Annotated in this window: 11 protein-coding genes and 1 pseudogene; 8 read left to right on the top strand and 4 right to left on the bottom strand. The window is 61.9% G+C overall.

Features of this window, described 5'->3' with window-relative positions; translation table 11 throughout:
• Window positions 1-117: 117 nt before the first annotated feature.
• Window positions 118-1,806 carry a caspase family protein gene (locus V1280_RS24050; protein ID WP_334529731.1) on the top strand — a complete coding sequence of 563 codons (1,689 nt, stop codon included), beginning with the start codon at window positions 118-120 and terminating at the stop codon, window positions 1,804-1,806.
• A gap of 144 nt (window positions 1,807-1,950) precedes the next feature.
• Here the strand turns inward: V1280_RS24050 and V1280_RS24045 are convergent, their stop codons facing one another.
• On the bottom strand, window positions 1,951-3,066 hold the full coding sequence (locus V1280_RS24045; RefSeq protein ID WP_334529728.1) for an ATP-dependent DNA helicase: 1,116 nt from the start codon (window positions 3,064-3,066) through the stop codon (window positions 1,951-1,953).
• 182 nt (window positions 3,067-3,248) lie between these two features.
• Here V1280_RS24045 and V1280_RS24040 point away from each other — a divergent pair, with 182 nt between their 5' ends.
• From V1280_RS24040 to V1280_RS24020, 5 genes are all read left to right on the top strand, one after another.
• Window positions 3,249-4,385, top strand: coding sequence for an AraC family transcriptional regulator (locus tag V1280_RS24040; protein ID WP_334529725.1), 1,137 nt, complete (start codon window positions 3,249-3,251; stop codon window positions 4,383-4,385).
• Window positions 4,386-4,420: 35 nt separating this feature from the next.
• Window positions 4,421-5,212, top strand: coding sequence for an acyltransferase family protein (locus V1280_RS24035; RefSeq protein ID WP_334529722.1), 792 nt, complete (start codon window positions 4,421-4,423; stop codon window positions 5,210-5,212).
• Window positions 5,213-5,280: 68 nt separating this feature from the next.
• Complete coding sequence (locus tag V1280_RS24030; RefSeq protein WP_334529719.1) at window positions 5,281-6,486, top strand: LLM class flavin-dependent oxidoreductase; 1,206 nt, start codon at window positions 5,281-5,283, stop codon at window positions 6,484-6,486.
• 242 nt (window positions 6,487-6,728) lie between these two features.
• Window positions 6,729-7,517 carry a helix-turn-helix transcriptional regulator gene (locus V1280_RS24025; RefSeq protein WP_334529716.1) on the top strand — a complete coding sequence of 263 codons (789 nt, stop codon included), beginning with the start codon at window positions 6,729-6,731 and terminating at the stop codon, window positions 7,515-7,517.
• Between the two features lie 230 nt (window positions 7,518-7,747).
• Window positions 7,748-8,707: a serine hydrolase domain-containing protein gene (locus V1280_RS24020; protein ID WP_334529713.1), complete on the top strand. Its 960-nt coding sequence runs from the start codon at window positions 7,748-7,750 to the stop codon at window positions 8,705-8,707.
• Between the two features lie 263 nt (window positions 8,708-8,970).
• Here V1280_RS24020 and V1280_RS24015 read toward each other — a convergent pair whose 3' ends face one another.
• Complete coding sequence (locus tag V1280_RS24015) at window positions 8,971-9,528, bottom strand: hypothetical protein (RefSeq protein WP_334529710.1); 558 nt, start codon at window positions 9,526-9,528, stop codon at window positions 8,971-8,973.
• A 127-nt stretch (window positions 9,529-9,655) separates the two neighbouring features.
• On the opposite strand from V1280_RS24015, the pseudogene V1280_RS24010 reads away from it, so the two are divergent.
• A pseudogene (locus V1280_RS24010) lies at window positions 9,656-9,913 on the top strand (helix-turn-helix domain-containing protein); the annotation flags it as partial.
• 178 nt (window positions 9,914-10,091) lie between these two features.
• Here the strand turns inward: V1280_RS24010 and V1280_RS24005 are convergent.
• Window positions 10,092-10,655, bottom strand: a complete 564-nt coding sequence (locus V1280_RS24005; protein ID WP_334529707.1) for a hypothetical protein — start codon at window positions 10,653-10,655, stop codon at window positions 10,092-10,094.
• 617 nt (window positions 10,656-11,272) lie between these two features.
• On the opposite strand from V1280_RS24005, the gene V1280_RS24000 reads away from it, so the two are divergent.
• Window positions 11,273-12,610, top strand: a complete 1,338-nt coding sequence (locus V1280_RS24000; protein ID WP_334529704.1) for a serine hydrolase domain-containing protein — start codon at window positions 11,273-11,275, stop codon at window positions 12,608-12,610.
• 187 nt (window positions 12,611-12,797) lie between these two features.
• Here the strand turns inward: V1280_RS24000 and V1280_RS23995 are convergent, their stop codons facing one another.
• A complete protein-coding gene (locus V1280_RS23995) occupies window positions 12,798-14,153 on the bottom strand; it encodes an IS701 family transposase (RefSeq protein WP_334538154.1) in 1,356 nt (451 codons plus the stop codon).
• Window positions 14,154-14,322: the final 169 nt, after the last annotated feature.

The raw sequence follows: 14,322 nt of genomic DNA, 5'->3' as shown, positions 1-14,322 counted from the left end.
CGTGAAAAAAGCCGCAAGCCGTGGCCCGGCTTGGCGGGGTGGGGAACTCCAGGCTAGATGAACCGGCGCGATCGCTGATCGACTTAGAAATGTGGTGGTGGGAGCTGATCTGACAACATGCTGCGCGTCGTCCCCCTGATATCAGTCATACTCGTCGCCGGCGTCGCGATCGCAGCGGCCGAGCCGCAAGCCGGCGACGACCTCGCCATTTGCCGCGACCGCCAGGCCGACGCCCAGGCGCGGACGACGGCCTGCGAGAACCTGCTCAACGCCGACCGCGTCACCGGCAAGGACAAGGCAGTCGCGCTGTCCGTGCGTGGCAACACGTTCATCAACAAGCGCGACTACGATCGCGCCATCGATGTGCTGTCCACGGCCGTCGGCCTCGACCCAGACAACGTCATCATCCTCAATCTGCGCGGCCTCGCCTATGAGCGCACGGGGAAGGACGACCTCGCGATGGCCGACTACAACCTCGCGCTCCAGAAGCGTCCGACCTACGGTGTTCCCTACAACAATCGCGGCGTCATCCAGCTGCGCCGCGACGCGCTGCAAAGCGCGCTTGACGATTTCAGCCTGTCGATCAAATACACGCCCAAATTCATCCTCGGCTGGACCAACCGGGCTCGCGTGCGCACGCTGATGAAGGATTATGATGGCGCGCTCGCCGATTTCGCCGAGGCCGAGAAGATCGATCCGACCGCGCAGCAGATCGCCGGCAACCGCTGCACCACCTACGGCCTGATGGGCAAGTACGACCAGGCTTTTGCCGATTGCAACGGCCTGATCGAGAAGCAGCCGAGGAATGTCTACGCGATCAACAATCGCGCCGACGTCTATTTCATGAAGGGCGATCTCGATGCCGCGCTGAAGGACTACAATGCCGCGCTCCAGATCAATCCGAACAACATCCGCGCGCATTCCGGCCGCGGCCAGGTCTACGAGCGCAAGAAGGATCTCGCCCAGGCCCGCGCCGACTATCGCTCGGCCGCCTATTCGCTGACGAAATTCGACGAGCTCGACGTCGCCCGCGCCCGCACCATCGCGCAGGAGCGGCTCGCCGCGCTGACGCCGCAAACGCCGGGCGGCGCGCCCAGCGGGCGCCGCGTCGCGCTCGTGATCGGCAACGGCGCCTACAAGAACGTCCACGCTCTGCCCAATCCGCCGCGCGATTCGAAGATGATCGCGAGCGTGCTGAAGGACGTCGGCTTCCAGACCGTGATCTCGGTCAGCGACCTCACCCGCGACAAGTTCTTCGACGCGCTGAAGACTTTTGCCGACGAAGCGGAGAAGGCCGACTGGGCGGTGGTCTATTACGCCGGCCACGGTTTCGAGATCGGCGGGGTGAACTATCTCGTTCCTGTTGATGCCAAGCTCGCCGTCGACCGGGACGCCGAGACCCAGGCCGTCGCGTTGGAGCAGGTGATCGCAGCGGTGGGCGCGGCGCGAAAAGTGCGTCTGGTGATTCTGGATGCCTGCCGCGACAATCCGTTCGCGCCGACCATGCAGCACACGTTGTCGCTGAAGCTGGTCGACGAGGGCTTTTCCAACATCGAGCCCGGCGCCGGCTTCATGGTGGTCTACGCCGCCAAGCACGGCGAGACCGCGATCGACGGCGACAACGGCGCCGACAGCCCGTTCTCCACCGCGCTCGCCCGCGAGATCAGGGTTCCGAAGGTCGAGATCCGGAAGCTGTTCGACATCGTCCGCGACGACGTCTGGTCTATGACCAAGCACGAGCAGCAGCCGTTTTCATACGGCTCGCCGCCGGGCCGCGAGGATTTTTATTTTTTGGCGGGGAAGTGACAGCAGCGTGCGGGGCGCGGCATCCGCGCCTCATTCTCGGTGCCGTAGGGTGGGCAAAGCGAAGCGTGCCCACCATTTTTGTATGCGTAGAGAGATCGTGGGCACGGCGCTTTGCGCCTTTGCCCACCCTACGGGAGCGGAGTTTTAAACCACGATACTCAACCGCTTCGCCGCGCGCGTGATGCCCGTGTACAGCCACCTTGCGCGACTCTCCCCAAACGCAAAGCTCTCGTCGAACAGCACGACGTCGTCCCATTGCGAGCCCTGCGATTTGTGCACGGTCAGCACGTAGCCGTAGTCGAATTCGTCATAGGGCTTACGCTGCTCCCAGGCGATCGCCTCGATGCCGCCCTCGAAGCAGTCGGCGCGCACCGAGACCTTCGTGACCTTGTGGCCGAAATCCTCATCGGGCGAGAGCCGCATAGAGAGGATGCGCGATTTCGAGCGCGAGGCGTTGCGCGACTTCACCCGCCACAGGCCGCCGTTGAACAGGCCCTTCTTGCGGTTGTTGCGCAGGCAGACCAGCTTGTCGCCGGCGACCGGAAAAACATCCTCGATGTTCTGCCGCTGCCGCACCCGCATGTTGTAGGCGCGTCGCGTGTTGTTGCGGCCGACCAGCACCTGGTCGGCGCCCATGACGCGATCAGGATCGAGCTCCTTGCGCGACACCACCTCGCTCTCGCCGTAACGGCCGATGTCGAGCTCGCGGCCCTCGCGGACGTCCATCGACATCCGCACGATCGGATCGTCCTGAGCCTGGCGATGCACTTCGGTGAGCATCGCGTCGGGTTCGGTGTTGGTGAAGAATCCGCCGCCCTGGATCGGCGGCAGCTGCGCGGGATCGCCAAGCACCAGCAGCGGGCAGTCGAACGACATCAGGTCGCGGCCCAATTCGGCGTCGACCATCGAGCATTCGTCGATCACGATCAGCTTGGCCTTGGACGCCGGCGCGTCGTCCCACAATTCGAAACTCGGCTGCTCCTCGCCGGATTCGCGGGCGCGGTAGATCAGCGAATGGATGGTGGAGGCGTCGTCGCAACCCTTGTTGCGCATCACCAGCGCGGCCTTGCCGGTGAAGGCGGCGAACTTCACCTCACCGTCGACGCCGTCGGCGATGTGCCGCGCCAGCGTGGTCTTGCCGGTGCCGGCAAAGCCGAACAGGCGGAAAATCGGCGGTGTGCCGTTGCGGCCGGGTTTGGCCTTCAGCCAATCGCCAACGGCTTTCAGCGCGGCATCCTGGTGCGGGGTGAATGTGGGCATGTCTGCTTTGAGGAGGGGCGAAACGAAGCGATTCGCCATCCCCCAAAACTAACCATTCGCCCCGCCGGTTCAAGCGGGGCCAGCCTGTTGCCGGTGGGATCATCAGCGCAAGTTGAGATTGTGCCCGCACCGAGCCGATGCGAGAATTGACTGTCAAAGGGGAAATCCGAGTTGTGAACGCAATGGGGCTGACGGCCATCGATCTCGGGTTTCGCGGCGCGGCGAGCGGCGTGTTCCTGTTGATCGTTCTCGCGGCGCTCCAGCGTCGCCCCGCCAATCAGAATGTCTTGCTGGGCATCGCGATGTGCGCAGGCGGCATTTTCTATGCGATCGTGACCGCGCCCAGCTTCCCCAAAACGGCTTGGTGGTGGACGTTGCCGATCCTGTCCGCGCAGCCTGCCGTATTCTGGTTGTGGGCGCGCGCGGCGTTCGACGACGATTTCGAGCTTAAGCGGTGGCACGGCGCCATGTGGCTGAGCGTCGTGGCCTATGGATTTGCGATCACGCTGGGCTGGGCGTACTGGCCCGCTTTGGCTGGCGCCGGCGGTCGAGTCCTGGCGTTGGGCACCCTGGTGCTGGCCCTCGCTGCCGCTGTTCAAACGGTCAAGACCTGGCGGGCCGATCTGGTCGCGCGACGCCGCCGACTACGGCTGGCGATGCTTGCGATCAATGTCCTGCTCATCGCGGCCGTCGCCGTCGCCGGCTTCGCCGCAATTCCTGTCGCGGTTCCCGGCGCGCCCGGCAGCTTCCCGACCGCGCTCGGCCTGTTCCTGGTGGCCATCCTCGCCGGACTGGGGGCTTTCGCCACGCAGCCGGCCGTGCCCGTCAACGACGCTACGGCGGCAATTGCATCCAGCGATGCGCGCGAGGCCGATCGCGCCACCGCGGGGCGGGTGGTCGTCGATCCCCGGGTCGCCGTCGATCCGATCCTGCTGCGGCGTCTCGACCATCTGATGACCGTGGAGCGAACCTACCGGCAGGAAGGTCTTGCGATCGGCGCGCTGGCGGCGCGGCTCGACGTTCCCGAGCACCGGCTTCGTCAGGCCATCAACGAAGGGCTGGGCTATCGGAACTTCAATGCGTTCCTCAATCGCTACCGCATCGAGGATGCCAGGCTGGCGCTCTCTGATGTGACGCAACGGGAGGTCCCGATCCTGACCATCGCCATGGATGCAGGCTTCCAGTCGATCGGACCCTTCAACCGCGCCTTCAAGGCCGAAACCGGCGTCACCCCGACCGAATTCCGGCGCGAGGCGCTGAGCCGGTCGGAAACCGACTGCGATCCCGGGATCAACCAGCCGCGCCGGGAAATCGGCTAGCCGATTTTTGGATCGGGCGAGAAGGCCGTGACCCGATGGGGCAGATTGGCGGGCAGAAATCTCTGTCAGTCAGCACGCTGCGCGGCGCCATCGTCTGGTTCGATCCATCAGGCACTGGGCGCGCGGCTCTCGACGGCGTCTTCGCACGGATCATGCGCAATCCGCTGGCGCCGCTGCTTCTGGCGATCCCGATCGGCATCGCTTTCAGCCTCGACCCACGCTGGATCAATGTGATGGGCGTGAGGACGCCGGATCAATCGCTCATCACCAACGTGCAGGCCTGGATCGGCTTCGGCATCGCCTTCGGCGTCGGCTGGCTGTTGCATCGGCAGGTCGATCTGCTGCGGCTGCTCGAGCGACGCTGGCTGTCGCATCTCCTGATCGCGCTTGGCCTGATCCTGATCAGCTTCGTGCTTGTCGGGGTGATGACGTCCGCGCCGGGTGCACCGAAACTGCCTTTCAGCTTCGCCACACTCAGGCTTGTCTCCGCGATCCTGTACGCGCCGGCCATATGGATTTCGAGCTTCGCCGCCATCGGTCTCGCGCTTCGCTTCATGTCCGGCTTCAGCCCGACCCGACGCTACCTCGCTGATGCCTCTTACTGGCTCTATCTGATCCACATGCCGATCGTGATGACGCTGCAGGTCGCGCTGTCGCAACGCGACTGGCCCGGGCTGATCAAATTCGCCATCATTCTCGTCGTCGCGATTCCGCCGATGCTGGCGAGCTATCATCTCCTGGTGCGTTTCACCTTCATCGGTGCGGTCCTGAATGGCCGCCGCGCCGAGAAGCGCGTTCTCCCGCAAGGCGGAATTGCGACTGCGTAGACAGTGCCGCCTCACGCATTAAGATGCCCGCAACAAAATAAGCGGGCAAGAAAACTGGGAGAAGCGTCATGAAGTTCGGCATCTTCTATGAGCTGCAACTGCCGCGGCCCTGGGTGGCCGGCGACGAGCTCAGCCTCTACCAGAACGCACTCTCGCAGATGGAGCTCGCCGACAAGCTTGGCTACGACCACGCCTGGGTGGTCGAGCATCACTTCCTCGAAGAGTATTCACACTCGCCGTCACCTGAGTCGTTTCTTGCTGCCGCAAGCCAGCGCACCAGGAACATCCGGCTCGGCCACGGCATCCTCCAGCTCACCACCAACCATCCGGCCCGCGTTGCCGAGCGCGTCGCGGTGCTCGACCTCTTGTCCAATGGCCGCTGCGAATTCGGCATGGGCGAGAGCGCCTCGATCACCGAGTTGACGCCGTTCGGCCGCGACATGGAGACCAAGAAGGAAGTCTTCGAGGAGGCCGTCGCCGCGATCTTCCCGATGTTCAAGGATGCAGGCTCCGAGCATCACGGCAAATATTTCGACATCCCCTTGCGCAATGTCGTGCCGAAGCCGGTGCAGAAGCCGCATCCGCCGCTGTGGATGGCCTGCTCGCAGCTGCCGACCATCGAGCGTGCCGGCCGCCACGGCTTTGGCGCCCTCGGATTCCAGTTCGTCAGCGCCGATGCCGCGCATGCCTGGGTGCATGCTTACTACAACGCGATGACCAAGCGTCTTGCCAAGCTCGCCGATTACGAGATCAACCCGAACATGGCGCTGGTGTCGTTCTTCATGTGCGCGAAGACGGATGAAGAGGCGCGTGCGCGCGCCGACGGCGCCACCTTCTTCCAGTTCGCGCTGCGCTTCTACGGCGCCTCGCAGAACCGTCAGCGGCCCGCGCCCTACACCGTCAACATGTGGGACGAGTACAACAAATGGAAGCGCGACAATCCGGAAGCGCAGGAGGCCGCCTTGCGCGGCGGCCTGATCGGCTCGCCGGAGACGATCCGCAAGAAGCTCAAGCGCTTTCAGTCGTCGCATATCGACCAGGTCATCCTGCTGAATCAAGCGGGCAAGAACAGCCACGAGCACATCTGCGAATCGCTCGAACTGTTCGGCCGCGAGGTGATGCCCGAGTTCCAGAACGATCCGGCGCAGGCGGCCTGGAAGCAAGGCGTGATGAGCGGCGAGATCAAGCTGGAAGAGATCGACACCGAGGCTTTTACCGACCGCTACGGCAAGCTCGCCATCAACGTCGCGCCGGCGAAGGCGGCGGTGGGGTAGGGGCGAGCAGCCCGTCGTTCGGCATGGGCCCCGGCTCAGCAGCGCACCGCTGAAGAAGCGCTGCGCTGCGTCCGGGGCACGAGACTGAATCGACCAGCAACGCTCTCGTGTCCCGGACGCGCTGCAGCGCGTAGCGATGCTGCGCAGAGCCGGGACCCACGCGGCATACGTCGGCCCAGCCGACTTCCAGCCAAATCCCCTTGCTGATATCCTCCGCCAAACAACCTTGGCGGAGGAATCCCATGCGGCCCCACGCGGCGCCCCCAACTCCAGCGGCCGGCGACGTCACGCCCGCGGTGCTCGCCATCGGTCGTCCGGATTTTCCAAACATCCTCATCGACACGCTGCGCCGGCAGGCCGGCGTCGGCCATTGCATGGTGTTTGCGCTAACGCGCGCCGGCGCGGCGAGCTGTCTGCTCGATGTCGGCAACATCCCGACCGGCGGTGATCTCGGCGCGGCCTATGCCGGGCAGTTTCACCAATCCGATCCCAATCGCGATGCGCTGTTCGAAGCCGAGAGCGGAGGGCCGATCGTGCTGCCGTCGTTCGCACCGCGCATGTATGGCGCGCGCTACCGAAAAATCTTCTTCAACGACTCGGACATTGTCGACAAATGCGCGACTGCGATCTGGACGGGCGACATCTGCTTCTATGTCAATTTCTACCGCATCACCGCCCAGGGCCGCTTTGGCGACGTCGAGCGTGCGCGGCTGCAGGCGATCGCACCGGCGATTGGCGCCAGCGTCGCGCGCCATTTCCAGCGGGCCGTGACCGCAACGCCCGACCAGTCTCTCGCCGCGCTGTTCGAGACGCGCGCGCCACTCTCCGCGCTGACGCCGCGCGAACAGGAGGTCTGCCGCCGCATCCTGCTCGGCTTCAGCTCCGAGGCGATCTCGCAAGCACTCGGCATCAGCCTGCATTCGACCCTGACCTACCGCAAGCGCGCCTATGAGCGGCTCGGCATTTCCGCGCAGAATGAATTGTTCGGAATTGTGCTGCGCCTGCTCGCGGGGCCTGGTCGCCTGAACTGAAGGGTACGCCAGGTCCGCGATCTCTGCTTCCGGGGGTAAAGCGGACACCTGACCGCGCTCCGTGCATCTCGCTCTGAGCTAGTAGGCAGGACCGCCACCAGCTAATATTGAACCAGGGGTGAGAGGTTGGAGCAGGTATCCGGGCCGCCTCTTGGATTTTCGCGAAGGTCGAGGGGCGTTCTGTGGATGGGCTAGGAGACGAGGAAAAGTGGCCGGAGCCGATCTGGCAAATGACACCGCCCGAGGCCGCGGGCTGGTCCCCAAACGCGCTCGCTCATGTAGACGCAATCGCGGATGAGATTGGGACTGCTGCTCTGATGATTATCGAACGCGGAGCGGTCGTTCATCAGACGGGCGCGGTCGCTCATCGCTTCATGTGTCATTCGATTCGTAAGAGCCTCTTGTCGGCTCTGTTCGGCATCTACGTTGCTGAAGGAAAAATTGATCTGTCTTCCACTCTTGCGTCACTCGGAATCGACGACAAGGAGGGATTGAGCGATCGCGAGCGCCTGGCGTCCATAAATTCGCTGCTCATGGCGCGCTCCGGTGTCTTCCATCCGACGGGGTACGAAACCGCTTTGATGATCGCAAGGCGGGAAGCGCGTCACAGCCACGGTCCAGGAACGTTCTGGTGCTACAACAACTGGGACTTTAACGCGCTCGGCACGATATTCGAGCAATGCGCCGGTCTTGGTTTGTATGAGGCCTTCCGGGATCGGATCGCCATACCCTGCGGTATGGAAGATTTTCGCTATGGGCCAGACGCGAAGGACGGCGATTACGTGGAGCTCGAAAAGAGCATCCACCGCGCCTATCCGTTCCGTCTCACGGCCAGGGATCTTGCGCGGTTTGGGCTGCTTTATCTCCGTGGCGGACGCTGGGGCAGTCACCAAGTGGTGCCGAAGAAATGGGTGAAGCTCAGCGTGCAACCCTACTCAGATGCGGGCCCGGCCGGAGCTTATGGTTACATGTGGTGGGTGGTCCGCGACGGTATCCATTTCCCGGCAACGATCATGCCTCCCGGCTACAGTGCTCAAGGAGCCGGTGGTCATGTGATGATGGTACTGCCGGAGCAGGACCTCATCTTGGTGCACAGGGTCGATACAGATGCAGGCCGAGTCGTTTCGCCTCTGCAGCTTGGCCGCTTGTTTGAAGCAATTCTCAGCGCAAAATACGACGCATTGTACTAGGCATGATCGATCATCAGCCTGCGTGGCAGTTCCCGGACCGTCGGTGACGGCAGCTTCTCTGGTCCGAAGCCAGCCCATCGCGTCATTCGCGCGGTGGCAGCTTCTCGGCTGAACATCGCAAGAGTCGCCGCCACTTCCGCTATCCGGGGAAAGACGCGACGTTAGGGGGCGTTGGATCGACCACCGCTTCTGATCCGAAGCGGGCATTGCGCATGGCTCGAAATCCGTCGAGCCATGCGATCCTGTGTCTCGGGCGGTGTGGACTAGCGGCGGCCCTTGATTTCGGCGACTCGATTTTCGCCGGCCAACTTGCCTCCGGCTAGCAGGCTGCTGCAAATCCACCGAGCCTCTCTGGAGGTCGAGCCCAGGAAGGTTTTGGTGTCGACGCACTGCGCGTAGGTGTTGTAGGTCAGCGTGTCTCGGCACGTCGGCGAGAAATTGCTGATATCGCGATCACCACTTATACTACATCCAACCCAAGGCGCGTTGCCGACCCTGTAACTTGTTTCGCAACCACCGTTGCAGGTGCTGGCGGATTTCTCCAGCCTGGCAAGCCGCCCCAATGCCGTACCCGGCGCGAATACCGGATTTTGAGCGGTTGACGAGCCGGATGTCCGGTGGGCTGTCGATGTCGTTGACCTCCGCGGCGACGCAATCGTTGGTTTTGCCATCTGCTTCGGTGCTTCGACCGAGACGGCGGGAAGCGCGGAGTCTGAGCCGGTTGTGGGTTGCGACATTGCCGTACCGCTGGCGCTGCATAGCAAGACGGCTGACAAAATAGCGACGGCTGACGGCACGGCGAAGCCTGAAGACAATTTCATGAGACAGCTCCCCAAATGCGGGACGGAAAAGCCGTCCCGTCAGCTCTAGGTTGTACCATGGTATTCCGAAACCGGCAATCTGAAGGGCGAAAGACCATCTGACGATTTGTCGTCATAGACTGCGACTGCAACGCCCGGCCAGAACCTCGCGGCGCTGTTCGAGACGCGCGCGCCACTCTCCGCGCTGACGCCGCGCGAACAGGAGGTCTGCCGCCGCATCCTGCTCGGCTTCAGCTCCGAGGCGATCTCGCAAGCACTCGGCATCAGCCTGCATTCGACCCTGACCTACCGCAAGCGCGCCTATGAGCGGCTCGGCATTTCCGCGCAGAATGAATTGTTCGGAATTGTGCTGCGCCTGCTCGCGGGGCCTGGTCGCCTGAACTGAAGGGTACGCCAGGTCCGCGATCTCTGCTTCCGAGAGCAAAGCGGACTCGCGGCCCGGGCTGCGCGATCGTCGCCTTGTGACCCCAAAGCGGACATCCGCTTGGCGCGTCCGGACCGGCATCCAGACCGAAGCTCGATTGGGCAATCAAACCGGCGCGGCCACTTACAGACTCGGCCCGCTAGCGGCCAGACTCTTTCTGCTCGATCTTATAATTCGCCTTGATAAAGGCACCTATTGCGCGCCGGGCGTCTTCGACAGACTTTTTCATATCCGCCCATAGCGACAGCAAATCGAACTTTTTATCATCACGATCATAATCGAAGCCGAACATCCGATGTACCAAGTTGGTGTCCCAGCCTACCGCGAGCTCGACTTGCGCCGCTTCGCACATGGATTGATATATTTCCATCTTTAACTTCATTGCAGAAAATGAGGCTATTACTGTCTGGAGCTGCTCTGAGAGAAGCGAAAGATGAATACGGAAACGTTCCAGCGCATGCTCATGGGCGGCGATAGCGTCTTCCCCCGCGGGACTCGTGCGTAAACGATCGAGCTCAGTAATGTCTTTCTCGACGTCGCCTAGAATATCGTCCATCCGACGCAACGCTTTATACGACGTGTAGCTTGCTGCCCGGACTTCATCCTTATCGAAGAACGAATCTGCGCGCGCTCCAAAGATGTCGACGAGCTTCTTTGCTACTATATCGACCACGGATGCAACAAACGTCCCTTCGATGATCATGGCAACCTCCGATCGCGCTGGTGAGCGATAGAGTACCACGAAGAGCAATTTATGATAGGTGCATCGCGCGCCAGGGGGCTGAGGACCAAGCTTGACCGGGCAGACCCGCCGGAGATGAGCTGTCGCCCCCACTCTCCGACACCGCGATGAAGGTCACGGTCCTTAGACTGCCTATTTGGTCGGTTTGTGGCCCATCGGCGAAGTGGCAGCACGTCTCGCTGAGGTCCGTTTAGCGGGGTTCAGCGGACCGGGTTCACTTACGTTGCGTCTATCGTTTTTGACCCAACTCAGACATCGCGGGCAGGACGACTGCCAGCACCAGCGAGTTTGGCATTCATCCGAAGAGCGGCGCTAAGAAGGCTGGACCGGTTTGTTTGCACGGCCGCCACGCGATGGCTTCCACGCCGGAGGAAATCGCTCTAAACTAACAAGAGACGCAAGAGTAGCAACGCGCCGGGTCTTTGTTGATCTGTGTCAGGCTGGATACCGCCAACTCGGAACGCACTGCAAGATGATCTTTCCAGAGCGATCTCAGTTGCTGGGCGCGAAAAACAGCAGCAGGCTCGTTCGCGACCGCAATGACGGCGGCTCGGCACAAACCATTGGGGCGAGGCAACATGTTTAGTACGTCCTCGTCATGCGGCACCTCGGCCTATTTTAAAAGTCTGACGCGAGCCGGCCAACGAATCAAGGCGGCTGCAAGGAGAGTGCCGTTCGCGCTCGTTGCCGCGCTCGTTGCTGCAAGTTCGAACGCCACGTTTGGAGATACGCCGGCCGCACGAAGCTTTTCGCAACCGGGCCTTCAGCGGGTTGGTGATTATCTACGACATGAGATCGCGATCGGTAAAATTCCAGGTGCGATCCTGTTGATCCAGCAGCATGGAAAGCCAGTCTATTATGAAAAATTCGGCCTGCGCGACGTCGCAACCAAGGTAGCGATGACGGATGACACCATCTTTCGGTTCTATTCGATGTCGAAGCCGATCACATCGGTTGCCGCGCTGATGCTGGTTGACGACGGCAAGCTGTCGCTCGATGACCCCCTCTCCAAATACATTCCGGCCTTTGCCGACGTAAAGGTCGGCGTGGAAAAGCTCGACGCGACTGGAAAGCCAGTGTTTACGCTGGAACCGCTCAAGCGCCCAATTACCGTACTCGATCTGATGCGACAAACTTCCGGTATCACCTACGGGTTTTACGGCGACGGCCCCGTGCAAAAACTCTATCGGCAGGCCGACCTTTACGGCGGCGATTTTGACAACGCCGAGTTCGCTGCGCGCCTAGCGAACCTGCCGCTCGCCGAGCAGCCGGGCACCACTTGGACCTATAGCCATTCCGTCGATGTGCTCGGGCGGGTGATCGAGGTGGTTTCAGGACAATCGCTGTTTCAGTTCGAGAAGGAGCGGCTGCTGGATCCCCTTGGCATGAGCCATACCGCGTTTTTTGTTGCGGACGAGGCAAAGCGCCCGCTGGTTGCCCAGTTCCTGCCGGATGATCTGATAGATCCACCCATTGCCGGAATCAGGGAACCGATGGTGCATAGGCGCTGGGAATCCGGTGGTGCCGGACTGGTAGGGACGACCGGCGACTACGCGAGCTTTGTGCAGATGCTCCTGAATGGCGGCACGCTTGACGGACGACGCTATCTGAAGCCGGAGACGGTGGCCCTGATGACGTCGGACCAAATCGGTCCTGAGAGCGGAATCGCACCTGCTAGTGTTTATTTTCTGGCAGTCCACGCCGGATTCGGACTGGGCGTTGCCGTGCTTACATCGCCGCAGCCGAAGAGGCCGTGGCCGCCAGGCATATATGGATGGGATGGCGTGGCCGGCGCCTTTTTCTTTGTTGACCCGTATGACGATCTGTTCGCGCTCTGCATGATGCAGTCACCATCGCACCGCGGCCGGATCGAGACGGAGTTGGCGCCGCTGATTTTTGATGCGATGGTGAGGTAGGCTGCCAAAGCTTGATCGACTTCAGGGACCGATCGCGATTGCCGTTAGCCAGGAGTGCATTCGGCTCCATCCTCGAGTTGCCCACGTCACTCCTCGACTTCGCCGGCGAGGTGATCCGATCAACTTCGAATGATTGACGCCGAGTACGTTGATCGCCGCTGCCATCGAACAACATAGCCTCCTAGTCCTACTGGATCACAAATTTCGTCGTTGGCTTAGCGGTATGCGACGGGTGCAACATGAGCATCGTTGCAGGTTCGCTACAATCGCGACCGCCAACAGGCGATGGATGGTTGCGATCGAGTTCGGAACGTGGCGTTGCGGCCGGATCGGGGGCGCCGCGGGGTCGGTAACCACGGGGAAGGGCAGGTTTTTCGATTGCAGCGGCGCCATCAGGTCCTGAGGGGGGAATCCTCTCCCGCTCGGAGATCAGAAAACCGTAGGCTGCGATCGACATCGTGCCGTGGTGGTGAAAGCCTCGCCACGTGCGCCCCTCATAGTGGCCGAGGCCGATTTCCTGCTTGAGTTCCTGATAATCGCGCTCGATTCGCCAGCGCAGCTTGGCTAGATCGACGAGGTCGCGCAACGGCATGTCGTGGTCGACGGTTGCGAGCCAGAACTTCGTGGGCGCAGCTTCGTTTTTGGGCCATTCGATTAGCAGGATCTCTTCGGCAAACTGCGCTTCGCCCCGTATTGGCGCGGCACGCACGCGTACGCTAGCAAAGCGTGATCGCAGTTTCTCATTGCTGCCGTCTCGCCACGTGATGGTGCGCCAAGCGTGTTTGGGCAGGCTGCGCGCCAAAGCTTCGACGCTGACGCGCTTCGGCTTCCGATTGTCCTCGCGCACCGCGCGCACTTTGACGGTCGAGACGATGGCTGCCACGTAGTCTAGCCCCAAGCCCGTGATCGCTCGGCGCAGACCGCTGTTCGTCCCATAACTCGCGTCAATCAGCACGGCACCGCAAGCCACCTTTGCCGTCACAGCCGCGCGGATCTGCTCCAGCGCAAGCTGCGGTTTGGTTTTGAACCTGATCGAGCGTGGCACATGCGCCTCGGCGCGGCGCGATCTGTCGCCTGTCCACGCTCGCGGCAGATACAGCCGATATGCGATCGGCAGACTGCCATGATGATTGGCGATCGACAGCGTCACCGCCACCTGGCAATTGGCCTGCTTGCCGAGTTGTCCGCAATATTGATGATGGACCCCGACCGAATGCCGGCCCTTCTTGGGAAACGACGTATCGTCGATGATCCAGGCTTCGATCGGTCCATGCCGCGTCATCGACGGCATCACCAGGTCTCGCACCTTGGCCAGCATCTGATCGTCCGACCATTCCGAATTGGCAACGAAATGCAGCAGCTTCTGATGCTGTGCCGAAACCTGCGCCGGCGCTGTCACTGCCGCCATCGGCTCCACGCTGCGACGCCCTTCCGTCGCCAATAGCCCTGAGCAATAATCCCGCAGCGGTCCCGCCCGGTCCGCGTGCCCAACCACCTTCGTCAGCTCGCCGACATACGCCCCAAATCGATCCGCAATCGCCATTCCGCTGCCGCGATCCATCACAGCCTCCTCGCTAGACGGAAAGCTCAACAACCATCTGATTCCAAACTAAAATCAAACGTGGCAAACTGACTCAGCTAAATGACTCAGTCGTACTAGTATCTCTGACACGCCACAAAACCGTTCATCGTTCCGCCGCGATAATCCAATC

The organism is Bradyrhizobium sp. AZCC 2230 (assembly GCF_036924495.1).
Taxonomy (GTDB): Bacteria; Pseudomonadota; Alphaproteobacteria; order Rhizobiales; family Xanthobacteraceae; genus Bradyrhizobium; species Bradyrhizobium rifense.
The sequence above is the reverse complement of the archived record's forward strand: the minus strand, read 5'-3'. Positions and strand labels throughout refer to the sequence as shown.

Excerpts from the sequence above, each read along its gene's own strand:
- V1280_RS24025 (WP_334529716.1), top strand. The coding sequence starts at position 6,729 with ATGCGGCCCCACGCGGCGCCCCCAACTCCAGCGGCCGGCGACGTCACG.
- V1280_RS24015 (WP_334529710.1), bottom strand. The coding sequence starts at position 9,528 with ATGAAATTGTCTTCAGGCTTCGCCGTGCCGTCAGCCGTCGCTATTTTG.
- V1280_RS23995 (WP_334538154.1), bottom strand. The coding sequence starts at position 14,153 with ATGGCGATTGCGGATCGATTTGGGGCGTATGTCGGCGAGCTGACGAAG.
- V1280_RS24045 (WP_334529728.1), bottom strand. The coding sequence starts at position 3,066 with ATGCCCACATTCACCCCGCACCAGGATGCCGCGCTGAAAGCCGTTGGC.
- V1280_RS24040 (WP_334529725.1), top strand. The coding sequence starts at position 3,249 with ATGGGGCTGACGGCCATCGATCTCGGGTTTCGCGGCGCGGCGAGCGGC.
- V1280_RS24005 (WP_334529707.1), bottom strand. The coding sequence starts at position 10,655 with ATGATCATCGAAGGGACGTTTGTTGCATCCGTGGTCGATATAGTAGCA.
- V1280_RS24000 (WP_334529704.1), top strand. The coding sequence starts at position 11,273 with ATGTTTAGTACGTCCTCGTCATGCGGCACCTCGGCCTATTTTAAAAGT.
- V1280_RS24050 (WP_334529731.1), top strand. The coding sequence starts at position 118 with ATGCTGCGCGTCGTCCCCCTGATATCAGTCATACTCGTCGCCGGCGTC.
- V1280_RS24035 (WP_334529722.1), top strand. The coding sequence starts at position 4,421 with ATGGGGCAGATTGGCGGGCAGAAATCTCTGTCAGTCAGCACGCTGCGC.
- V1280_RS24030 (WP_334529719.1), top strand. The coding sequence starts at position 5,281 with ATGAAGTTCGGCATCTTCTATGAGCTGCAACTGCCGCGGCCCTGGGTG.
- V1280_RS24020 (WP_334529713.1), top strand. The coding sequence starts at position 7,748 with ATGACACCGCCCGAGGCCGCGGGCTGGTCCCCAAACGCGCTCGCTCAT.